Origin of the sequence: Flavisolibacter nicotianae (assembly GCF_003628535.1) — a bacterium.
GTDB classification, from domain to species: Bacteria; Bacteroidota; Bacteroidia; order Chitinophagales; family Chitinophagaceae; genus Flavisolibacter; species Flavisolibacter nicotianae.
This window is the reverse complement of the sequence record NZ_RBCI01000002.1, coordinates 416,295-438,931: the sequence shown is the minus strand read 5'-3', so window position 1 is coordinate 438,931 and position 22,637 is coordinate 416,295. Positions and strand designations below refer to the sequence as shown.

At 51.7% G+C, this 22,637-nt stretch carries 19 protein-coding genes; 8 read left to right on the top strand and 11 right to left on the bottom strand.

What is annotated here, in order from left to right; translation table 11 throughout:
* The first annotated feature begins 111 nt into the window (after positions 1-111).
* Entirely contained in the window at positions 112-729 is a 618-nt protein-coding gene (locus tag D6024_RS06965) for a hypothetical protein (protein ID WP_121353861.1), read from the top strand.
* Between the two features lie 127 nt (positions 730-856).
* Here the strand turns inward: D6024_RS06965 and rnc are convergent, their stop codons facing one another.
* The 3 genes from rnc to D6024_RS06950 form a co-directional block, all read right to left on the bottom strand.
* On the bottom strand, positions 857-1,591 hold the full coding sequence (rnc, locus tag D6024_RS06960; protein WP_240409980.1) for a ribonuclease III: 735 nt from the start codon (positions 1,589-1,591) through the stop codon (positions 857-859).
* Positions 1,592-1,630: 39 nt separating this feature from the next.
* The gene (gene fabF / locus D6024_RS06955; RefSeq protein WP_121354149.1) at positions 1,631-2,887 is read right to left on the bottom strand and encodes a beta-ketoacyl-ACP synthase II; all 1,257 of its coding nucleotides are present in this window, start codon (positions 2,885-2,887) and stop codon (positions 1,631-1,633) included.
* Between the two features lie 187 nt (positions 2,888-3,074).
* Positions 3,075-3,311 (bottom strand): acyl carrier protein, encoded by a 237-nt coding sequence (locus D6024_RS06950; RefSeq protein WP_072835589.1) that lies wholly within the window; start codon positions 3,309-3,311, stop codon positions 3,075-3,077.
* A 283-nt stretch (positions 3,312-3,594) separates the two neighbouring features.
* On the opposite strand from D6024_RS06950, the gene D6024_RS06940 reads away from it, so the two are divergent.
* Positions 3,595-4,023, top strand: a complete 429-nt coding sequence (locus tag D6024_RS06940; protein WP_121353859.1) for a GNAT family N-acetyltransferase — start codon at positions 3,595-3,597, stop codon at positions 4,021-4,023.
* Positions 4,024-4,105: 82 nt separating this feature from the next.
* On the opposite strand, the gene ruvB is transcribed toward D6024_RS06940, so the two are convergent.
* Positions 4,106-5,149: a Holliday junction branch migration DNA helicase RuvB gene (ruvB, locus tag D6024_RS06935; protein ID WP_121354148.1), complete on the bottom strand. Its 1,044-nt coding sequence runs from the start codon at positions 5,147-5,149 to the stop codon at positions 4,106-4,108.
* A 171-nt stretch (positions 5,150-5,320) separates the two neighbouring features.
* On the opposite strand from ruvB, the gene D6024_RS06930 reads away from it, so the two are divergent.
* From D6024_RS06930 to D6024_RS06905, 5 genes are all read left to right on the top strand, one after another.
* On the top strand, positions 5,321-5,968 hold the full coding sequence (locus D6024_RS06930) for an NADPH-dependent F420 reductase (protein ID WP_121353858.1): 648 nt from the start codon (positions 5,321-5,323) through the stop codon (positions 5,966-5,968).
* Positions 5,969-6,273: 305 nt separating this feature from the next.
* Positions 6,274-6,885, top strand: coding sequence for a hypothetical protein (locus D6024_RS06925; protein ID WP_121353857.1), 612 nt, complete (start codon positions 6,274-6,276; stop codon positions 6,883-6,885).
* Between the two features lie 4 nt (positions 6,886-6,889).
* Positions 6,890-7,645, top strand: coding sequence for a prolipoprotein diacylglyceryl transferase (locus D6024_RS06920; protein ID WP_240409979.1), 756 nt, complete (start codon positions 6,890-6,892; stop codon positions 7,643-7,645).
* On the top strand, positions 7,638-9,047 hold the full coding sequence (locus D6024_RS06915; RefSeq protein WP_121353855.1) for a radical SAM protein: 1,410 nt from the start codon (positions 7,638-7,640) through the stop codon (positions 9,045-9,047). The genes D6024_RS06920 and D6024_RS06915 overlap by 8 nt, the downstream gene beginning before the upstream one ends.
* A 277-nt stretch (positions 9,048-9,324) precedes the next feature.
* The gene (locus D6024_RS06905; protein WP_162944600.1) at positions 9,325-9,585 is read left to right on the top strand and encodes a hypothetical protein; all 261 of its coding nucleotides are present in this window, start codon (positions 9,325-9,327) and stop codon (positions 9,583-9,585) included.
* A 15-nt stretch (positions 9,586-9,600) separates the two neighbouring features.
* On the opposite strand, the gene D6024_RS06900 is transcribed toward D6024_RS06905, so the two are convergent.
* The 5 genes from D6024_RS06900 to D6024_RS06880 all read right to left on the bottom strand — a co-directional run bounded on the left by D6024_RS06900 (position 9,601) and on the right by D6024_RS06880 (position 17,501).
* Entirely contained in the window at positions 9,601-10,308 is a 708-nt protein-coding gene (locus D6024_RS06900) for a peptidoglycan DD-metalloendopeptidase family protein (protein WP_121353852.1), read from the bottom strand.
* Positions 10,309-10,431: 123 nt separating this feature from the next.
* Positions 10,432-13,665, bottom strand: coding sequence for a S41 family peptidase (locus D6024_RS06895; RefSeq protein ID WP_121353851.1), 3,234 nt, complete (start codon positions 13,663-13,665; stop codon positions 10,432-10,434).
* Between the two features lie 131 nt (positions 13,666-13,796).
* Positions 13,797-16,973: a S41 family peptidase gene (locus D6024_RS06890; RefSeq protein ID WP_121353850.1), complete on the bottom strand. Its 3,177-nt coding sequence runs from the start codon at positions 16,971-16,973 to the stop codon at positions 13,797-13,799.
* Positions 16,974-17,033: 60 nt separating this feature from the next.
* Positions 17,034-17,291 (bottom strand): hypothetical protein, encoded by a 258-nt coding sequence (locus D6024_RS06885; RefSeq protein ID WP_121353849.1) that lies wholly within the window; start codon positions 17,289-17,291, stop codon positions 17,034-17,036.
* A 21-nt stretch (positions 17,292-17,312) separates the two neighbouring features.
* Positions 17,313-17,501 carry a hypothetical protein gene (locus D6024_RS06880; RefSeq protein ID WP_121353848.1) on the bottom strand — a complete coding sequence of 63 codons (189 nt, stop codon included), beginning with the start codon at positions 17,499-17,501 and terminating at the stop codon, positions 17,313-17,315.
* 188 nt (positions 17,502-17,689) lie between these two features.
* Here D6024_RS06880 and D6024_RS06875 point away from each other — a divergent pair, with 188 nt between their 5' ends.
* Positions 17,690-18,661 (top strand): hypothetical protein, encoded by a 972-nt coding sequence (locus D6024_RS06875; protein WP_121353847.1) that lies wholly within the window; start codon positions 17,690-17,692, stop codon positions 18,659-18,661.
* 45 nt (positions 18,662-18,706) lie between these two features.
* Here the strand turns inward: D6024_RS06875 and D6024_RS06870 are convergent, their stop codons facing one another.
* Positions 18,707-19,549 (bottom strand): endonuclease/exonuclease/phosphatase family protein, encoded by an 843-nt coding sequence (locus tag D6024_RS06870; protein ID WP_205573237.1) that lies wholly within the window; start codon positions 19,547-19,549, stop codon positions 18,707-18,709.
* Positions 19,550-19,781: 232 nt separating this feature from the next.
* Positions 19,782-22,589, bottom strand: coding sequence for a leucine--tRNA ligase (gene leuS, locus D6024_RS06865; RefSeq protein ID WP_449401680.1), 2,808 nt, complete (start codon positions 22,587-22,589; stop codon positions 19,782-19,784).
* Positions 22,590-22,637 lie beyond the last annotated feature (48 nt).

The following is a 22,637-nucleotide window of genomic DNA, read 5'->3' as shown; positions in this document are numbered from 1 at the left end:
CTTCATTTTACCACGGTCATAACAACGATCCGCTGTAACTTGCCGACCATCCAGCAAGAAAGACATGACGCCTGAAACGATCCATTCACCATTGACCATTCACCATTCACGATGCTAAGTCTTCTTACCGCAACCATTCTTCTTGCTGCCGTTCATGCGCTGATCCCCAACCACTGGTTGCCGCTCGTGGCGGTTGCCAAAGCCGAAGGATGGAAAAAGAAAGAACTCAACAGCATTACCCTGATGGCGGCGGCGGCGCATGTTTTTGGCACGGTCATACTTGGTCTCATCCTGGGTTTTATCGGCAAGGAATTGCAGGAGCAATATGGCCGGACGATTAATATGGCCATGGCGGTGCTGCTCATCGTGTTCGGCTTGATTTATTTTACCGTGAATATGCCGCACCACCACCACAGCGCCCAGAAAGATGTGCAGGATTATGAAAAATCACGACGTAGGTGGATCCTTATTTTTGTCGGCATGATGTTTCTTTCGCCCTGCCTCGAAGTGGAAAGTCTTTTTCTGTCGGCCGGAGCCTTTGGCATGGGTGCCGTTTTTTCAATGGCAGGTGCCTATGCCGTCATCAGCATTTTGGGTATCTGGATGCTGGTCAGCCTGGGCATCAGGGGTGTGAATTTATTGCCGGCAGAATTCATCGAACACAACGAGAAGAGGATCAGCGGAGCGGTTTTAATCCTGGTGGGAATTGTAACGTTTTTCCTGCACTGATGAAGGTCAAACGTCAAATGTGAAACAGGAGAAACATTTCGTTTTTATCTTTCCGATGAACAGCCTTTACGTGTTTTTTGGTACGAATGGCTATTGTCTCACGTCTGACATTTGACGTTTGACATAACTACATCCCCCCCACGCTATCCGAATTCACGATTCCCAATTTCTCTACGGCGAGTTGCGCAGCGATTTGGGATGCATCTTTTTTATTAAACGCCTTGCCCTGTGCAATAGCCCTTCCATCGACTACGGCAGCGATGGTAAAGAGCCGGCGACCGTTTTCCATCTTTTCGTCCACCGTCTCGAACTCGAGGCTTTTGCCGTTCTTGTTGGCCCAGCCGTACAATTTATTCTTGTGATTGATCTCGAGGTTTTCCAGGTCGTCCATGAACATGTGGGGCAGAATGATGCGTTCGGCCACCCACTTGCTTGTTTTCTTGTACCCTTTGTCGAGGTAAATGGCACCCACCAGCGCTTCCAGCGTGTTTCCAAAGATCTGGCTGCTTTTCAGCGAGGCATCAGACTTGTTGAAAACCGTGACCTTTTTGAGTCCCATTTTCAGGGCAATGTCGTTCAGTTGCTGGCGGTTCACCATTTTGCTGCGCATTTCGGTGAGATAGCCTTCGCCTTTGTAGGGATAACGCTTAAAGAGGTAATCGGCCACCAGGGCGCTCAGGATGGCGTCGCCCAGGTATTCGAGGCGTTCGTTGTTTTCGTCGATGCCGTCTTTGATGGAGCGGTGAGTCAGCGCCGTTTTGTACAAGGAAAGGTTGCCGGGAGCGTAGCCCAGCATGCCTTTCAAATTTTTCTTAAAGGATGGATTGCCGTCTTTTTTATAAAGCGATTTCCAAAAGTCCACGAATGAAATTAAAGATTAAATCAATACCCGGCAGGCTCTTTACTGCCCCGCATATTTTTTGAAAATCATACAGGCATTGTGACCGCCAAAGCCGAAGGTGTTGCTCAACGCAGCCCGTACCGGACGCTTTTGGGCTTCGCCAAAGGTAAAGTTCAGGCGGGGATCAATGTCCGGATCATCGGTAAAGTGATTGATGGTTGGCGGCACAATATCGTTTTGCACAGCCATGATACAGGCAATCGCCTCGATAACGCCGGCTGCACCCAGTGAGTGACCGGTCATGGATTTTGTCGAGGAGATATTGAGGTTAAAGGCGTGCTCGCCAAAAACGTCCACGATGGCTTTCACTTCGGCCACATCGCCCAACGGCGTCGAGGTTCCGTGTGTGTTGATATAGTCGATGTCGGACGCCTGCATGTCGGCGTCGGCCAGGGCCTGGATCATCACGTTCTTTGCACCCAGTCCTTCCGGGTGGGGAGCTGTCAGGTGATGTGCATCGGCCGTTGCACCGGCGCCGGCGATCTCGCAATAGATCTTTGCGCCCCTGCGGACAGCGTGTTCGTATTCTTCAAAGATGAGCACTCCCGCCGCTTCGCCCATCACAAATCCATCGCGGTCCTTGTCGTACGGACGACTGGCTGTTTTGGGATCGTCGTTGCGTTCGCTCAGGGCCTTCATGGCATTGAACCCGCCCACACCGGCTTCGCTGATCACACTCTCCGTTCCACCTGTTACAATAATATCTGCCTTGCCCATCCGAATGAGGTTAAAGGCTTCCATCATGGCGTTGGTGCTCGACGCACAGGCACTCACCGCGGCAAAGTTGGGTCCGCGGAAGCCGTGGCGCATCGAAATATGACCTGCAGCAATGTCCAGGATCATCTTCGGAATAAAGAAAGGGTTGAAACGCGGCGTACCGTCGCCTTTGGCAAAATTCATCACCTCTTCCTGGAAGGTAATCAGGCCGCCAATTCCCGACCCCATCACGACGCCAACCCGGTCGACATTCACGTTGGTCTTGTCGATGCCGGCGTCCTGCACACCCTGGTCGGAAGCGGCAATGGCCGTTTGAGAAAAGCGGTCGAGTTTGCGGGCTTCTTTCCGGTCTAAAAAGTTGGTGGGATCAAAGCCTTTGATTTCGCAGGCAAAACGAGTCTTGAATTTTGATGCGTCGAACAGGGTAATGTAGTCGCAGCCGCTTACGCCATTCCGTAAATTGTTCCAGTAGTCTGTAATCGTATTTCCCAGCGGTGTCAGCGCTCCCATCCCGGTGACGACTACGCGTTTCAGTTCTATCGTTTTTCCTGCACTCATAGTAATAAAGTCAAAAGTAAAAAAGCAAAATTCAAAAGATATTTCGAACGAAACGCCTGTTTTAAGACTTTTCTCTTTTGAGTTTTGACTTCCCTGTAAAGATAAAACCGCCTTCTGTTACGGGAACATGAAGGCGGAATTGGTATGAAGTTCTATAGTAGAACGGCAATTACTTTGCGTGTTCTTCAAGGTAAGAAACAGCTTGACCAACAGTGGTAATGGTTTCGGCTTGCTCGTCGGGGATTGAAATATTGAATTCTTTTTCGAATTCCATGATCAATTCAACTGTATCCAGCGAGTCGGCACCCAAATCGTTGGTAAAAGAAGCTTCATTCGTAACTTCTGCTTCATCAACGCCCAGCTTATCTACGATGATTTTTTTTACTCTTGCTGCAATGTCTGACATATTGTAAAAATTTGGTTATAGTGGTGCAAAAATATAGGTTTTTGGAAAAAAACAACTGCCGATCAAAAACATCTGTAAAACAGTTGGCGATGCTGCAGGCTTCCTTCCTTGAAGGCCGGCGGCAAAACCATCTTCGCCGCCCGCTCTTTTATCCAATGGCCCTTGCACCAAACATTGCCGCGTTCTGCCTTCTTCCTTTTCTGCAAAAAATGCCGGCGACCGGCAGTGAATTGGCCGAGTAAACGGATATTTGTAGTATTGCACAACGTCAACCCGCTCATACATGGCATTAAAAATTATCGATTACGGCACGGAGGAATACAAGCAGATGCTGAAGTTGCGTGACGAGATTTTGCGCAAACCGCTGGGACTTCATTTTTCAAAAGACGAACTGGAAAAGGAAAAGCAAAACATGCACATGGCAGCTTACGAAGAAGACCGGATGTTGGGTTGCTGCATGCTGGTGGAGGAAGATCCCGAAACCGTACGCCTTCGCCAGATGGCCGTGGTCAATGACGTACAGGGAAAAGGCATCGGCCGTGCCCTGATGCAGTTTGCCGAAAACCTGGCCAGGGACAGGGGCTACAAAAAAATTACGATGCATGCCCGCAAAGACGCTTCGGGGTTTTACGAAAAGATGGGCTACAAACGCAAAGGCGACGAGTTCCAGGAAATCACCATCCCGCACTTTGTGATGGAAAAGGAACTTTGATGAGTCAAAAATAAAGGGTCAAAATTCAAAAGGTGTCTTACGTTCAGGACACTTTTTTTATTTTTTTACTTTGCCTTCACGCTCAGGCTAAACCACCAAACAAGTTGCCGGATGCGCCACGCAACGGCGGCGTTTTACCCAGATGCGCATACGCTTTTGCCGTCACCTCCCTGCCTCTCGGCGTACGCATAATGAACCCTTCCTGGATCAAAAACGGCTCGTACACTTCTTCCAGTGTTCCCGCTTCTTCGCCTACGGCCGTGGCGATGGTGGTGATGCCCACCGGCCCTCCCTTGAACTTTTCGATGATAGCCGCCAGGATACGGTTGTCCATTTCATCCAGGCCGTGTTCATCCACGTTCAGGGCTCGCAACCCGTGTTGTGTAATGCCAAGGTCGATGGTGCTGTCGTTCAGCACCTGGGCAAAATCGCGTACGCGGCGCAGCAGGCCATTGGCGATACGCGGCGTGCCGCGGCTGCGACGGGCAATTTCGCCGGCCGCTTCGGTAGAGATGTCGGCATTTAAAATGCTTGCCGAACGCAGGATGATCTTTTTCAGCGTTTCGGCATCATAGTATTCCAGTCGCGACTTGATGGCAAACCGCGAAAGCAGCGGGGCCGTGAGCAAACCGCTCCGCGTGGTGGCACCAATCAGCGTAAACGGCGAGAGGTTGATCTGGATGCTGCGGGCATTGGGACCGCTGTCGATCATGATGTCGATCTTGTAATCTTCCATGGCCGAATACAGGTATTCTTCCACCACGGTGCTCAGGCGGTGGATTTCATCGATAAACAACACATCATTGGGCTGAAGGCCTGTAAGCAAACCGGCCAGGTCGCCGGGTTTTTCGATCACCGGCCCGGAGGTTTCTTTGATGCTGACGCCCATCTCGTTTGCGACAATGCGTGACAAGGTGGTTTTACCCAGACCCGGAGGACCATGAAACAACACATGGTCCAGCGCCTCACCGCGGATCTTGGCCGCTTTGATGAAGATGCGGAGGTTTTCAATAATCTGCGGCTGACCGGAGAACTCTTCGATCTGCTGCGGCCGGATACCGTTTTCGAATTCTTTTTCCGTTGCCGAGAGTCCTTCTTTTCCGGACGTTAAATTAGGATTTGCCATAGTAGGGAAAGCTTCAAGCTGCGAGCCGCAAGCTACAGGATATTTCACATGCCTGCCGCGAAAAGCCTGCAACCTGAAGCTGATTTTATGGACGTAAAGCTAAGGAATTTAGCAACGATTTTCGCCAAGGAATGCTTAAATCAAAGCGTAATTTCGGCCTAAAACACGCATATGAAAATCGGGATTATCGGGTCGGGAATCGTGGGCCGGGTACTGGCCACCGCCTTTTTAACCGAAGGCCACCAGGTAATGATCGGCACAAGGGATCCACAGAAAGAGGACGTGGTGAAATGGGCGAAAAAAAATCCGTCAGGCAAGGCCGGTTTGTTTGCCGAAGCGGCTGCTTTCGGTGACCTGCTGGTGCTGGCTGTTGCAGGTATTGCGGCCGAACAGGCCGTACAGGAAAGCGGCCTTGAAAACTTCAGGGGTAAAACGGTCATTGATGTCACCAATCCCATTGCCAAGGAGCCGCCCGTCAACGGGGTGCTCTCCTTTTTTACCGACGGCCATACTTCGCTTATGGAAAAACTGCAAGCGCTTTTACCCGACGCACACCTGGTAAAAGCCTTCAACAGCGTTGGCAATGCGCAGATGTACAAACCGCAGTACACCGAAGGCAGGCCCACGATGTTTATTTGCGGCAACGACGATGGCGCCAGGAAAACGGTCACCGAAATCCTGACAGCATTCGGCTGGGATACCGAAGACATGGGCAAGGCCGAAGCGGCACGAGCCATTGAGCCCTTGTGCATCCTGTGGTGCATTCCCGGCTTTTTGTATAACCGGTGGACACATGCGTTCAAACTGCTGAAGTCTTAACAGTTGAAATCATTTGACATCCAAAACAACGCTGCCGAACAAAAGCAACCACGTCCTGCTCATTTTGCAGCAACAGCCAGGATACAAAGAATAAAGCGACGCATTTTCTGCCAGGTAATTTGAACCGGGACGCCGACAGCTTTCCTGATCGCGGTGGCATTGAAAAATCACGGGTGGTGGAAGCCTATGTGCCACTTTTGGTAGCATTATGCAAGCGGTTGGAACGCCAATGTTCAACCTAAAAATCGTGACGTAAGTTTTTGCAAGCTTCTTTCTTCTGACGGATAAGTAATAAATTACCGGTCATGAAAACATTTGCAACCGGCCTGCTTGTTGTTTGCTGCACAGTTTTGTTTTTGTCGTGCGGAGATTGCAGCAAACGAATTGACTGTCCCGGCTACAAAGACGATACACTCGACAGCTGGTTTCCATACCGCCACAATCAGCAATTGATATTTCGTACCACTAACCAGGCAGATACATTCACGTTGAACAACATTGAGGAGACAGCGCCCTACCAGGCAAGGGGCGGCGCGTTTGGCCCTTCGCCTTCCTGTGAAGCAAACAAGGTGTTCGAGACCCGCGAGCTCGACACGCTGAAACGGCCGAAAGGTTCGATCCGTTTCAGCACGACGGGTCATATTCGTTCCATTTCCTTCCGGTTGAACAACGCGACGCTGTCACTTTATAACCTGCAAGCGAATGGCCTGGCCAGTGCTTCGTTGAACGGGAATACCGCAAGCCGGTTGCTCCCCTCCTTTGCAATTGGCAGTCGAACCTATGCGAATGTTGTAGAAGTATTGTGTGATACAACCATTGGCAAGCCCCCGGGGATCTACAAATTGTATTATGCAAAAGGCGAGGGTCTTTTGCAATTCAGTGTTTTCCCTACATTGCAAACCTGGACCAAAGAGTAATTGCGTGACATTCCCCTTTACAGTTCAAATCGGCTCCGCGACCCTTTCCATGCATGCTATCATGGAAACGATGGCTTTCTTTACCGGGTTCCGTTATTTTCTTTTTTTACGAAACAAACACGGTGATGCATTCCCCGCTTCTTCCCGCATTTGGGTGATCACCGGTGCCATCTTCGGCGCACTGGTTGGTTCCCGGTTGGTCGGTTCACTTGAACGGCCGTACGAGTTAGCGCTCACCCCGCATCTTTTTGACTATCTCTACAACAATAAGACAGTCGTGGGCGGCTTTCTGGGCGGCCTGTTCGGCGTGGAAATCGTGAAAAAGCTCATTGGCGAAAAACGCTCTTCCGGCGACCTGTTTGTGTACCCGATGATTCTTGCCCTGATCATTGGGCGTATCGGCTGCTTTAGCATGGGCGTATATGAAGAAACATATGGCAATGAAAGCTCACTTCCCTGGGCCATGAAGCTTGGCGACAATGTGCCGAGGCATCCCGTAACGCTTTATGAAATCTGCTTTTTACTCTTGTTATGGATCGCACTGAAAATACTGCAGCAAAAACAACAGCTTGAAAGCGGTGCCCTCTTCAAGCTTTTTATGATCAGCTACCTTGCCTTCCGCTTTCTACTGGATTATGTCAAGCCGCATTACACGGTACTATCCGGCATTTCCACGATACAACTGACTTGCATTGCTGGCTTGGCTTATTATCTTCCTGTTCTCCTACAACCCAAAAAACTTTTTGCTTCCTATGCCTGAACGTCCCTACACATATTATGACTTTACCATCAGCCTATGCCCTGTTTGCCTGAAACGTGTTGACGCCAAGATTGTATTCGAAGGCAAGAACGTGTTCATGCTGAAGAACTGTACCGAACATGGCTTTCAAAAGGTACTGATTGCAACCGACAGCGACTATTACAAGAACATCCGGAACTACAACAAGCCTTCCGAAATGCCGTTGAAGTTTAACACGTCAACGCATTACGGCTGTCCATACGACTGCGGCCTGTGCGTCGACCATGAGCAACACGGCTGCCTGACGATAGTAGAAATCACCGACCGGTGCAACCTCACCTGTCCGACCTGTTATGCCATGAGCTCACCGCACTACGGCCGTCACCGGACAGTGGAAGAAGTCGAACGCATGCTTGACGCGGTCGTGGCCAATGAGGGTGAGCCCGATGTGGTACAAATCAGTGGGGGCGAGCCAACCATTCACCCTGATTTTTTTGCGATCCTCGACATCGCCAAAACAAAACCCATCAAGCACCTGATGGTAAATACCAACGGTATCCGCATTGCAAAGGATTTTGACTTTGCAATGCGCCTGGCGGAGTATCAGCCTGATTTTGAAATCTACCTGCAATTTGACTCGTTTAAACCGGCAGCCCTGCAGCAATTACGCGGCAAAGACCTGACGGACGTCAGGCAGAAGGCACTGGAGCATTTGAACAAACTCAATCTTTCCACCACGCTTGTTGTCACGCTTCAAAAAGGCGTGAACGATGATGAGATCGGGGAGATTATTGACTTCGCGTTGAAGCAGCCCTGTGTCAGGGGTGTCACTTTTCAGCCCACCCAACAGGCCGGACGACTGGACCATTTTGATCCCGCAACAGACCGTCTTACCTTGACGGATGTGCGGCAGAAAATACTGGATCAAACGACTGTCTTTCAGCCCAACGACCTGCTGCCTGTACCCTGTAATCCCGATGCACTGGCGATGGGCTATGCCTTAAAGCTGAACGGCCAGGTATTTCCAATGACACGATATATCGATCCGGAAGCTTTGCTGAACAACAGCAAGAACACTATCGTGTACGAGCAGGATGCAGCCCTGCACCAGCAAATGCTCGACATTTTCAGCACGGGTATCTCGGTGGAAAAAACGGAAGAAAAGTTCAAGCAGTTGCTTTGCTGCCTGCCCGAAGTACATGCGCCGGGATTGACATACAACAATCTTTTCCGCGTTATCATCATGCGCTTTATCGACGCCTGGGATTTTGACGTTCGGGCAATCAAAAAAAGTTGTGTGCACATTGTTCACAAAGACGGACGTCTCATTCCGTTTGAAACCATGAACCTGTTTTACCGCGATGAAAAAGAAACGTACCTACGGCAGTTGATCAACGAAAAAACGCCTGCCTCTCCGCTCTAAACAGCCAATCAATGAATCAGTACAAAAAATATCTTTTCGTCGTATTCGGGGTAAACACACTTTTGTTTTGCACGGGATTTTTGGACCCCATGTTGTTCCTTGTATTTTGGGGTTCATTGATTGGGGAGCTTTTTGTTGGCTTGGTGATGCTGTTCACCAATTCATCTAAGCAACGGGGACTGGGACTCATTACGGCCGTGGGGATTTCCCTGCTTGTGGGCTTTTCGGTCTGTTCATCGCTAAACCGGAACATTTAACCCGCAAATACATCCTTTCTATGAACCCCAAACTCTGGCGACCAATTCTAGTCAACGCTGTGTTGGTGGCCGTCATTTTCCTCGTTGACCTGGCTTCGCAATCGCCGACTTACTTCTTTCCGCGATATACCTTCACGGGCATGTTCATGGTTTTGCTTACGGCAGGTAATTTCCTGTTCGGCATGATCAGGAATAGAAACCGCAAAGGGGATGGTCACTATTATTTTTTGATTTCAGGCGTATTGCTGCTGATTGGGTTTTCCGTGTGTTCATATTTGTAAACAACAGAACGGTGATCAGGCAGGTTTTGCAGATTCCATCATGCCCAGAATCAAATCCGGGTCGGGACAATTGGCCATAAAGGTTTCCCGTTCCGACAGTGCGCACACGCCGGGATAATCGCCTTTCTTTCCCTGCATATCGATGATCAATTGAAAATGCAGGTGCGGCGGCCACTGGCCGTTTTCAAATGGTATCCCGAATTCGGCAAACACATCGCCTTTTTTAACGAGGTCACCCTCCTGTAAGTTTTTCAGTGAGTTCAAACTGAGGTGTCCATAAAGCGTATGAAACGTCTCGCCGTCCAGGTTGTGTGTCAGAATGATGGTGGCACCGTAATCACCAAATGCATTGTTGAAGGCAAAGGAGTGTACAATGCCGTTGAGTGGCGCCATGACTTTCGTATAGGGTTTGCCCCAGATGTCGGTGCCGAGGTGCAGCCGACGCGGCTCCTCTCCTTCCTTTCCATCAAAGATCTCGCTGTGGCGGTAAACCGTACGGTTCTCGTTGTAGCCACCGATGCCGTAAAGGGCATCGACCGCTGCCAGTTTATTGTTGATGTATTGAATGAACCGGTTTGTATTGGCCGAAACTTCATCCGTCAGCTCTTTGTTGTTTTCTGTGAAATCAAGGTGCACTACCCTATCGCCTTCTTTCAAAGGCACCACGGGGTGAAATTCTCCGGCGTGAGCAAGGAGTAACTTTTCAAGATTTTTTTCCGGCATAGCTTTTCTGCATCCGGCGAACGGAATGCGCTACAAAATTCACAAAAAAAGTGGTTGCATCGCCTGACAGAGATCACACGTCTCAACCTTCAAGAAAAAAGGGCAGGATACCTGCCCTTTTCCTTAATGACTGTCGTATTTGATGGCCCGCACCGGTGGTGGCGGGGCTTTGATTTCTTTTTTCGGACCCAGTTGCTTCATCACCAGTTCCACCGCTTTTTCCAACTGCGGATCACGCCCCGCGATCACGTCTTTGGGCAGTTGCTCTACTTCCACATCGGGTGCCACGCCTTCGTTTTCGATGATCCATTTCCCGTCCTTGCTGAAGATACCAAGACGGGGCGCCGTCACCGTTCCGCCGTCCATCAATACGGGATAGTTGTAGATGCCCACCAGGATGCCATGCGTGGTGGTGCCGACCAATGGCCCAAGTTTCTTTTCCCTAAACAAAAAAGGCATCAGGTCGCCGCCGCTGCCGGCATAGCCGTTGATCACCATCGCCATCGGTCCGTCGATCACGGCTTCCGGGGTTTTCATGATATCGCCATCGCGGTTCTTCCAGTAATTGGTCACCTTGCGATTCAGCATATCGATGATGTAGTCGGCTGCGCTGCCACCGCCGTTGAAGCGCTCATCCACGATGACGCCGTCTTTATCCAGTTGTGAGAAATAATACCGGTTGAAAAACGTGTAGCCGTCACCGCCTGTGTTGGGCAGGTACACATAGGCCAGCCGCCCGTTGCTCAGCTTTGCCACCTTGCGCTTGTTCTCTTCCACCCAGTTCATCAGGCGAAGGTTATTTTCATTGGCCACGGGAACAACCGTGTATTCTTTGGCCCCCTCGGTTGTTGGCTTCGCATTCACCAAAATGGAGATCTGCTTGCCGGCCGTGTTTTGAAACGCACTGTAGATGTCTGATTTCCCGTCCACCGGCACACCGTTCACCGCCAGGATATAGTCCCCTTCATTCACGTTCACGCCGGGTTGGGTCAGTGGCGAGGTGAAGCTGGGATTCCAATTCAGGCCACTGTAGATTTTCTTGATGCGGTATTTACCATTCGCCAGTTCATAATCGGCACCGAGCATGCCCGTGTTCACGTTGATAGGATCGGGGTAATCGCCCTGCTGTACATAGTTGTGCCCGATCACCAGCTCGGCCATCATGTCGTTGAACAGGTAGCTCAAGTCTTCGCGGTGCGCCACGTAGGGCAGGAATTTTTCGTACTTCGTTTTGATCGCTTTCCAGTCGGCGCCGTGCATGTTTTCCACATAGAAAAAATCACGTTCGATGCGCCAGACTTCGTTGAACATTTGCGCCCATTCTTTCTCCGGCTCGCTCCAGACTTTCATATCCGCCAGGGACAGCTTTCCATCCGTGCCGTTTGGCTTGGTGGCCGAGGAAACGATGTAGTAGGCGTTGCCCACATTGTACATGATCTTTTTGCCGTCGGCCGAAAGCGCAAAATTGCCGGCGCCGGTAATAAACGGTTCCGCTTTGCGTTTGGCGATGTCGTACACCGCAACACTGGCGGCCTGTGCGCCGGGCTCCCGTTGCACGAAGAACAACTTGCCGTCGGCCAGGCCTTGCAGGTTGGTGTAATTCTTCTCCGGCAGCGGCAGCGCTACGATGCGCTGGTCGATGTCGTCGAAATCGATGCGGACGGTTTTGGGCGCCGCTTCTTTTTTGGCGGCTGTATCGCCGCTCTTCCGGATGGGTTCTTCATCGCTTTCAGGTGTCAGGATCGACGGCGTATTTTTCGCAAGATGAATGGCGTAAATGCTGTTGCGAACAGGGTTTTCGTACGAGCTCATGTCGAGCCAGCCGATGCTGCGGCCGTAGTTGGTGCTGGCCGTGAAGAAAATGTATTTGCCGTCCTTGCTGAACGTGGGATAACCGGCTTCGCTGGTGCCATCGGTGAGCTGGTGCGTTTTCCTGTTGACCACGTCGTACACAAAAATGGACCGCAGGTTGTTTTTCAATTTGCGGTTGTAGGTGATCCAGTTGTTGTCGCCACTCCACGACGAGTAGAAAAAGGCATCGGGGCGGTCGTAAATATCTTCATCAATGAAAACGGGTTTCTTGTCGTTGATGTCCACGTAATACAGCTTCATGTGCTTGTCGCTGTACAGGATCTTTTTGCTGTCGGGGCTCCACTGCGGGTTGTAATAAAAATTGCCCTCACCCAGTGGAATGAGGATATCGTCCTTGCCGCCTTTCTGGTCCCTGATTTTGAGGCTGTACTCGCCGCCTTCGTCGGTGAAATAGGCTACCCAGCGGCCGTCGGGACTCCAGGCCGGCGAACGCTCATTGCTGGCCGGCGACCGGCTGATATTGCGGACATCGCCTTTCTCCAACGGCACCGAAAAGATTTCGCCCCTGGCTTCAAACAGTCCCCGCACACCGGTTGGCGAAATATCCCAGCTGCGGATGAATTTTTCTCCGTCTTCGTAATGCGGCCGCTTGGTGATCATGTCGGCATTCAGCGACAGTTTAAGGTCGGTGGTTTTACCGGACGCAATGTTGAGCAGGTGCAGCCTTCCGCCCTGCTCAAAGGCCAGGTCCCGGCCATCGCTCTGCAGGGTTTTCACGTCATAGTCTTTGTAGTCGGTGAGCTTTTTGACTTCTTTGGTTTTGGTGTTGAAGCTGTAGACATTCACGTTACGGTTGTCCCTGTCCGAAAGGAAATACACCACGTCTCCCACCCACACCGGACGCATGTTGTTGGCGCCTTTCGAACCGGGGATCTCTTCCACGTCGTAAGTGCTGTTATTGAAGAGCCAAACCCTTGGCATCAGGCCGCCGCGATAAAGCTTGAACGGCCGGTAGTTGCGGTTGCCATCCGACGGATCATTGACCTTGATGTAGGCCGTGTATTTTCCATCGGGAGAAACGCTGGCTTCCGTGGCTTCGGGCATGGGCATCACGTCTTCTTCGCCGGTTTGTGCATCCACCAGAAACAACCGCGAGTAGCGGGGTGTGGCCGAAGCTTTTCCGGAGGCATACATCACCTTCGATCCGCTCCATCCACGCACCACGTCGGTGCCGGGATGATAGGTCAGCCGCCTGGGACTGCCACCGTTGATGGATACGACATACACGTCGATGTTGCCATCGTAATTGCCGCTGAAGGCCACCCATTTGCCATCGGGAGAAATGGCGGGATTGTATTCCACGTCGGGATTGATGGTGAGGCGCTGCGGGTTGCTGCCGTCGCGGCCCGCCACCCAAATGTCGGAGCCATAGGCAAAAGCGATCTTGTCGCTGTTAACGGAGGGGTGCCGCAGTAGCAGTGTTTCCTGTGCAGGGAGGTCGACCGCCGCCAGCAGGAGCAGCGGAAGGGCAAACAATTTTCTCATACAAGACGCAAATTTTCTTCTTGTGAACTTACGCAAAATAGGCAAGCGAAAAAACTCCTTCGTTCGCAGCCAACAGCCCATAAAAAAGCCCGGTCACATCGACCGGGCTTTTGCTTTTTTTGCAATCGTTTTTACTTTACAACACCTGCTGCAGGCTTGTTCCACTGCTTCATAATTTCCTCGATAGCCCTGTCCAGCTGCGGATCGCGGCCGCTGATCTTGTCCTCAAAGGAATTGACCACGAGCACATCGGGCTTCACGCCGCTTTTTTCGAGGTCGCTTCCTTCCAGTGAATAACAACCCCACGACGGCATGCGCACAAAAGAGCCATCCACCAGCCCCATCCCGCTGGTGAAGATGATCCAATGATAGGTTTCGTTGCCCACGATCTTTCCCAACTTCAGAGCTTTGAAACCCTGTGCGGTCATCTCCGCATCGCTCAGCGATTGTTCGTTGGTCAGTAAAACAATAGGTTTATCGCTGGGGGCAAAATTGCTTTGTCTTGTCAACTGGCCTTCACGGTACTTCCATTGCAGGTAGGATTTGCGGCTGAGGAAATTCAACACTTCGTCGTGCACATTGCCGCCGGTGTTGTAGCGCAGGTCCAAAATCAGTCCATCGCGGTCCACCAACTCTTTGGTCATGTCCACCAGGAAATTTTCCAGCTCGCCCTGTCCCATGTTTTTCATGCAGGCATAGGCAATGCGGCTGTTGCTTTTTTCGTCGACCCGCTTCTGGTTGTTGTCGATCCATTCGTCGTACAAATTGCCGAACAAGGAAGCCTGCGGGTGCAGTTTGACATCGATGTTTTTCCCGTTGCGGGCAAAGGTCAGCTTGATCTCTTTGTCCAGCGACGGGCGGGTGAAATACAGGTTGCGATCCACCGACGGATCCACCGGCCGGTCAGCGACCTTTACCAATACATCACCGGGTTTGATGTCGATGCCTTTCCGGTCGGCCGCGCTGCGCTTCACCACGTGATCGACGCTGTAGGGCGAATCGTTGTCAAACACGATCCCCGTTTCCATCGTGGTGTTTTGCAAACTCACGGTTTCGTCGGTGCCAAACGTATTGAAGCCCTGGTGCGAAGAATTCAGTTCGCCCAGCAGGTCGTTCATCATTGTGCGCAGGTCGGCACGGGTGTTCAGGTAGGGCACATAGCGCTGGTATTTTTCTTTCATTTTCACCCAGTCGATGCCGTGAAAATTCTCGTCGTAAAAATTCTCCTGTACATCGGCCCACATCTCTTCAAAGATTTGCGCAAACTCTTCCTGCAAATTGCGTCGGAAGGCATAGGTTGTGGCGATCGGCTCGGCCTTGTTCGTCTCCAGGTTCAGTTTGTGAATGGTACCGTTCAGGAGTGCAAACAGCTTGTCAGATACGTCCACGATTTCATTGACATTGGTGTTGTCGGTGCCGGCGATCTTTTCGGTTTTGATGGTTTCAAACGGCGCCAGCACGGTTTTCCACAAGGCATTTTTTCCTTCGCCCTGGTTGCTGGTATAGAGCACCGTTGTTTTGTCGCCTTTCTGGTAAAGCGCCTGCAGGTACTGATCGCCAAAGGGCGTCGAGACCAATTCGATTCGCTCCATGATGTTGTCCATGTCGATCACGAGCGGTGAATTGTCGGGAACCTGCGGCGCCAGTTTAGCGGCCGTGTCTTTTTTGGTAGCCGAATCTTTCTTCTCTTCTTTGAACAATTCGTTGAACTTGTCGATGCGGTACGGATCGTCGAGTTTTTCCAGCGCCACGCGGTAGATCTTCGGGCTTTGCAGGCCGAGCGGGTACGAAGGCTTCAACCGCGAAGAAGTAAAATAAATGTACTTGCCATCCTGCGACCACAGCGGGCTGGCTTCGGTGATGGCAGTATTGGTCAGGTTAAAGGTTTTGTTCTTTTTCAGGTCGTGCAGGAAAATGTCCTGCTCAAAATTGCGGCGGGCCGTGAACACCACGTAATCATCCTTCGGGGAAAAACCGGGGTCGCTGTTCTGAAAGCCCCAGATCTCGTCTTTCGCCAGCGTTTTTGACTGCAGGGTTTTCAGGTCGAGGAACTTGACTTCGTCGCGGCCACTGAGATAGACGGCCATGGTGCGCTTTTTATTGAACACGATGCTGCGGTTGTTCTTTTTGTCGGCCGTCAGTTGCTTCGGCGCTCCACTGCCATCGGCTGCAATGGTGTACCAGTTGCGGTAGCCGTTGGTGGTTTGGTTGTACAGCAGGGTCTTGTTGTCGCTAAGCCATTTGATCTCTACGGCCCGCTCGGCCGAACCCTTGCTGACTTGCTGGATAAATTTTCCCTCGATATCGCTGACGAAGATCTCGCCTCTCGCCGTAAAGGCCATCTTTTTACCATCCGGCGATACATCAAACGAGGTGATGGCCCCCACCACATCAAAATCTTTTTCCTTGGTGAGAACGTTGTTGCGGAAAAGCGAGAGGTCAATCTTCTCCGCTTTTTTCGACGGCACGTCGTAGAGCCACAACTGGTAGTCTTTTTCAAACACCACCTTGTCGCCGGCCGCATCCACAAACGGTGTTTTAATGGAGGTGGGAAACTTCGTCAGGGCCACCTTTTTGCCCTTGTCCAGCGTGTAGAGATTGTACTCGCCGTTGGCCTCATCGGAGATGAAATACACATTGCCTTTTTTGTCGATGGTGGCACCAAAATCCTTTCCCTCCCACGTAGTGTATTTGGTGAGCTTTTTTGTTTTGGGATTGTACGATTGAATGTCGGGATTGAACGGACCCTTGTAGCGCTTGCGGTGGGCCTGGTTGCTACTTTCCCAGGTGTCGTTGAAAAAGATCTCGCCGCTCACCGGGTTTTCCACGAGGCTGTGATCGAACTGGAAAAAATAATTGCCAAACACCCGTTGCGGTGTGCCGCCGCTGAGCGGGACTTTGAAACCCGATTGCTGGCCGGCGCGGTTGCTGGTGAAATAAATGGTTTTGGAATCCCAGCCCCAACTGCTCATTTCATCGGTGCCGCTGTGGTAGGTCAACTGGCGGATATCACCACCGCCGATAGGCATCAAGTAGATGTCGGCGTTGCCGTATTGCCGGCCCGTGAAGGCAATCCACTTGCCGTCGGGAGAAACTTTGGCGCCGGTTTCGTAGCCCTGCATGGCGGTGAGCCGGTAGGCCTGCCGGTCGGACAGGCTGGCCTTCCAGATATCGCCTTCAAAACTAAAAACGACGGTTTGCCCATCAGGAGTGAGAGCAGGTTGTGAAAGAAAATATGATTCGTTGTTCTGCGAGAAAGCTGCCGTTGTCAAAAGAAGTGAAAGCAGGCAGCCGGAGAAAATTTTCATTTGGTTGCTTTTGCCGCCAAAATACAACCGAATGCTGCGCCGAAAAAACCGCCTGTAAAACTATACGGCTGCCAGTTGCCACTCCGCCACTTCGGGCAGCGGTACGGCATTGATCAATTGCTCTTCCAGCAGGCCGGCAAAGGTTTCGAAATACAGGATCACATCTTCCCGCAGATTTTTCTTCAGCCAGCGGAAGCCGCCGGGCAGTTTTTGCAAAACGGTTTTGTCTTCCAGGTATTCCAGGTTGTGAATATCGGTGGGTGTAAGACCCAGGCCTTCCAGTTTGGAAACAAGCAGGTAGGCTGGCGCATTGGTCACGCCGCAGTAGTCTTCGGCGATTTACGTCCACTCGCCGTAAACCGTTTGGGCGTGGCGGATAATTTCTTCTTTGCTTAGATGGGTGACCACCTGCAGCAGGTGACCGCAGTTGCAGGAGCCGTGGCTTCCCCAGGCATAGTGGGCACCGTTGCGCAGGTTTTGTGCGGCTTCGCGAAGGGCGGCGATGAGGGGTATCGTGGGTGTGGGCATGAGGCTTTCTTTAATGTCTCTAAAGGTAGGAAGAATAGGCCTTGAAGGACGCCGTCCCTCGAAGGGATGGCGTCCTTTACGTTGCCTAAAATATTTTTGGCTTTTTGTCGTTTTAGCCAGACATGACGTTCCGACAACACTCCAAATCCTGCTTAAAAGCCTTCTTGTTTTTTAGCCTGCTGCTACTTATGCTGTCTACCAAAGCCCAAATGGTCACCGGCGTATGGCAGGGAAAAATCAACGGACAAAAAACCGAAGTAAAGATCATCAAAAGCGGCGACAGCATTACCGGCACATCGTATTACTATTCTTCGCCGGGCAACTACCGCCGTTACAGCATCCGCGGCTATTTTGACGAAGCCGCCAACCAGGTCGTGTGGTGGGACGACCGCCTGATCGAAGAAAAAGAAGGCGGGCTGTTGAGCACTCCCGGCAAAACGCCCCTGCTTTCCCGCGCCGATTTCAACTGTCCCGGCAGCGGCGTGATGCTGCTGGACGGCTCATCGAATGAAAAGAATGAAGAAATCAAGGACGGCACCGTTCATCTGCAGAAAACCGACAGGGATCCGCGTTTTCATGACGAATGGGACTGGGTGATCGAAAACTTTACCGCCGGCACCAACGATCCCGATGTGATCGACAGCGTGTCGCTGGTTGCCTTTCGCACAAAACAGGAACCGGTTTTCCGGGAACCGCCTGTGGCCAGAGCGTCAAAGCCGGGTAGGGTGATTGTTCCCGAGGAAAAGAAAGTGGACACCAGGCCTGCACCGGAACAGCCCGCGATCGCTGCGACGACACCCAAAACCATCGAGGAAAAATTCACCACCCGCAAGAAAAAAATCTTCACAACAATCAAAGCCGAAGGCGACAGCATTACGCTGCAGTTTTACGACAACGCCATCGTGGACGGCGACAGCATCTCACTCTTCCTCGATGGCCGCATGCTGTTTTCCCACATCAAACTTTCCGACAAACCCTACACGCTGAAACTGGCCGTCACGGACCTGCAGCCCGAAAGCGAAATGACGATGGTTGCGGAGAATTTGGGCGCCATTCCACCCAACACCTCCTACATGGTCGCGATGGTGGGTGACAAGCGCTATGCGGCCAACCTGGCAAGCACGGAGGAAAGCAGTGCCGTGATTCGCTTCAGGCGGTAAGACTCGGTTTGTTTATTCCGCAACACATGAGCACCGCTGTTTCGTTTATTCAATCACGGCAAACACGGCAAAATGATCGGAAGCAAAACGGCCGTTCCAGGTTTGCGAAAGCGTGGCATGTTTCTTCACCTTCCACGGTCCTTTCAGAAAGATGTAATCGATGGGCAGGTTGTCTCTTTCTTTTGCAGCAAAGCCGTTGAAGGTGCCCTCCGGCCCGTAATGCGGCGTGATAGAAAGCGCTTTTGAATCGGTCAGGTGCAGGACGTTGCTTTCTTCCGTCACCACCTGAATCGGTTCGTCATTTGGCGTGGCGTTGAAATCGCCGGTCACCACGGCGCGGGTCTTTCCGGCAATGTCCGCTACTTTTCGGAGCAATAGCCTGGCGCTTTCCCGCCTTGCTTCTTTTCCGAGGTGGTCAAAATGCGTATTGAACGCATAGAAAATCTTGTTGCTTTTTTTGTCTTTGAACCTTGCCCAGGTGACGATGCGGGTGATGGCGGCATCCCAGCTTTTGCTGCCCGGTACCTCCGGCGTCAGCGACAGCCAGAAGGTGCTGGACTGCAGAACCTGTAACCGCGATGTATCGTAGAAGATCGCCGAGTACTCACCTTTTTCTTTGCCATCGTCGCGACCCACGCCAACCAATTTATACTGTGGTAAACGCTCCTTCAGGTCCACCATCTGGTTGTGCAGGGCTTCCTGAACGCCGAGCAATTGCACATCGTGAAAAAGGACCTGCGAAGCCAGGTTGTCTTTCCGGTGGGGCCATGCGTTGAGGCTGTCCGAAGCCGTGTTGAGCCGGATATTGTAGGTCATTACCCGCAGGTCCTGCGCAAGACCAGCAAGGACAGACGCCATCGCGACAAAAAGAAAGAGAGCTTTTTTCAAGGGAAAAATTTCTCCAAAGGAACTATAAATCCTGGTATGATACCAGCCTGCTCTAGTTGTAGTGAAACGAGAAACGTCAAACGTCAAACTATAGAGGCTTTTCGATTGACGTTCACTGCGGTCTCCCGTTTCACTTTTCACGTCTTACATAAGCATCAGCATAAAAACAACTGCATAAAAAAAGCACTTGCGGAAGTGCTTTATCAAAAAAATGAAACAGGTCATTTCTACTTTAGATCACCACGTTGATCATTTTCCCTTTCACAAAAATGAGTTTCTTCAGCGGCTTGCCTTCCATCCATTTTTGCACGACGGGATTTTGCAGCACGCTATCCTGCACCTGCTCCTGCGTGGCCGCCAGGTCCAGCACCATCGTGGTGCGCATCTTCCCGTTGATGGAAACAGGATATTCCTTGGTCGTTTCCACAAGGTACTTGCTTTCAAACGCCGGGTAGGAAGCATCCAGGATGGAGGTTGTATGTCCCAGTTGGTGCCACAGCTCTTCACTGATGTGGGGCGCATACGGCGTCAACAGGATCAGTAATTGCTCCAGCACGTCGCGTTTATGGCATTTCAGATCCGTCAGTTCGTTGACACAAACCATAAAGGCACTCACGCAGGTGTTGAAGGAAAAACGCTCCGTGTCTTCCGCGATCTTTTTGATGGTGCGGTGAAGCACTTTCAGTTCTTCAGGTGTGGCGTTGTCGTTTGTCACCACGCTGCCTTTCATCTCATCAAAAAACAGGCGCCAGAGTTTTTTCAAAAAGCGGTGCACGCCTTCAATGCCCTTGGTATCCCAGGGCTTGCTCATCTCCACGGGACCGAGGAACATTTCGTACATGCGGAAGGTATCGGCGCCAAAGCGCTCTACAATGTGATCGGGGTTGACGGTGTTCACTTTGCTTTTGCTCATTTTTTCCGTCTCCACACCGCAGATGTACTTGCCGTCTTCCAGGATAAATTCTGCGTCGGCAAAATCGGGCTTCCAGTTTTTGAATGCTTCCGTGTCCAGTTCCACGCCGTCCACAATGTTCACATCCACATGAATGCTGTCGACTTCATATTGCTCTTTCAAGCCAGCAGAAACATATTGATTCGTTCCTCTTACTCTGTATACAAACCGTGAACTCCCCTGGATCATCCCCTGGTTCAGCAACTTCTTGTACGGCTCGTCGAATGTGATCAAATCCAGGTCAAACAAACATTTCGTCCACATGCGGCTGTACAGGAGGTGGCCAACCGCATGCTCCGTTCCGCCGACGTACAGGTCCACCTGGTTCCAGTAGCTGCTAATATTTTTATCGCAAAACGTTTCGTCGTTGTGCGGATCCATGTAGCGCAGGAAGTACCACGAGGAACCGGCATACCCGGGCATGGTGTTCGTCTCGAGGTCCTGCGCCGTCCACTCGGGAATATTGGCCAGCGGGCCTTCGCCTTCGGGACCGGGACCGTAGCTTTCCACGTAAGGCAATTCCAGCGGCAGCTCGCTTTCATCCAGCGGGTAGGCAATGCCGTTTTTCCATTTGATGGGAAAGGGCTCGCCCCAGTAGCGCTGGCGGCTGAAAGCCGCATCACGCATTTTAAAATTCACCTTGCGCTTGCCGATGCCCATTTCCTCCAGTTTGTTGATGACGACATCGATGGCGTCACGCATTACCATGCCGTTCAAAAAGCCGCTGTTGCTCAGCACCGCATCCTTGGTAGGATTGGCTTCTTGCCCGTTGTAGGCATCGCCCAGGATGTTCGTGATGGGCAGGTTGAAATGGTTGGCAAACTTGTGGTCGCGTTCGTCGCCGCTGGGCACCGCCATGATGGCGCCGGTGCCATAGCCGGCCAATACATATTCGGAGATCCAGATAGGAATTTTTCTTTCGTCGAACGGGTTCACGGCATAGGCACCGGTGAACACGCCGCTGATCTTTTTCTCGGCCATGCGTTCCCGTTCGCTGCGGCTTTTTACATACGCTATGTAGTCTTCCACCGCCTGCTTGTGATCGGGTGTGGTGATTCGCTCCACCAGTTCATGCTCAGGAGCCACCACCATAAAGTCCACACCAAAAATGGTATCGGGGCGGGTGGTGTACACCCGCAGCGTTTCATCGTGACCGGCAATGGCAAAGTCAATTTCCGCACCGCTGCTTTTGCCGATCCAGTTGGTTTGCATTTCCTTCATGGCATCGCTGAAATCCACCCGCTGCAGGCCTTCCAGCAAACGGTCGGCGTATTCGGTGATGCGCAGGTACCACTGGCGGAGCTTTTTCTTCACCACGGGATAGCCGCCGCGTTCACTCACGCCGTTCACCACTTCGTCATTGGCCAGCACGGTGCCCAGTACTTCGCACCAGTTCACTTCGCCGTAGCCGCAATAGGCCACGCGGTACTCCATCAGGATGGCCTGCTTTTGTTTTTCGGTAAAGCTGTACCAGGCATCGGAAGTAAAGGTGACGTGCGGGTAGTCGGGGATCTGGAACTGGGAATTGGGGATCGGGTGGTTGAAGTTTCCTTCCGCTTCAAAAATTTTTACCAGGCCGTCGATGGATTCTGTTTTGTTCGTCTTGCGGTTGTACCAGCTTTTGAACAACTGCAAAAAAATCCATTGTGTCCACTTGTAGTAACCGGGATTGGAGGTGTTGACTTCGCGGCTCCAGTCGAAGCTAAAGCCGATCTTGTCCAGCTGGCCGCGGAAGGTAGCAATATTCTTTGCCGTACTCACGGCCGGGTGCACCCCGTGTTCGATGGCGTATTGCTCTGCCGGCAGCCCAAAGGCGTCGTAGCCCATCGGGTGCAGAACGTTGAAGCCTTTCAGCCGCTTGTACCGGGCAAAAATATCAGAGGCGATATAGCCCAGCGGATGGCCCACGTGCAGGCCGGCGCCACTCGGGTAAGGGAACATGTCCAGCACATAGTATTTGGGCTTGTCCGACCGGTTGGGCACCCGGTACGCACCGCTGTTGATCCATTCCTGCTGCCACTTTTGCTCAATTTCCCTGAAATTGTATTCCACGGCGTTTGTTGTTCCTTTGTTTACACTTTCGCTCATTCAACGTTCAATTTAGTAATGAAGCTGCCCGAACCGGCAGGCGGCCGA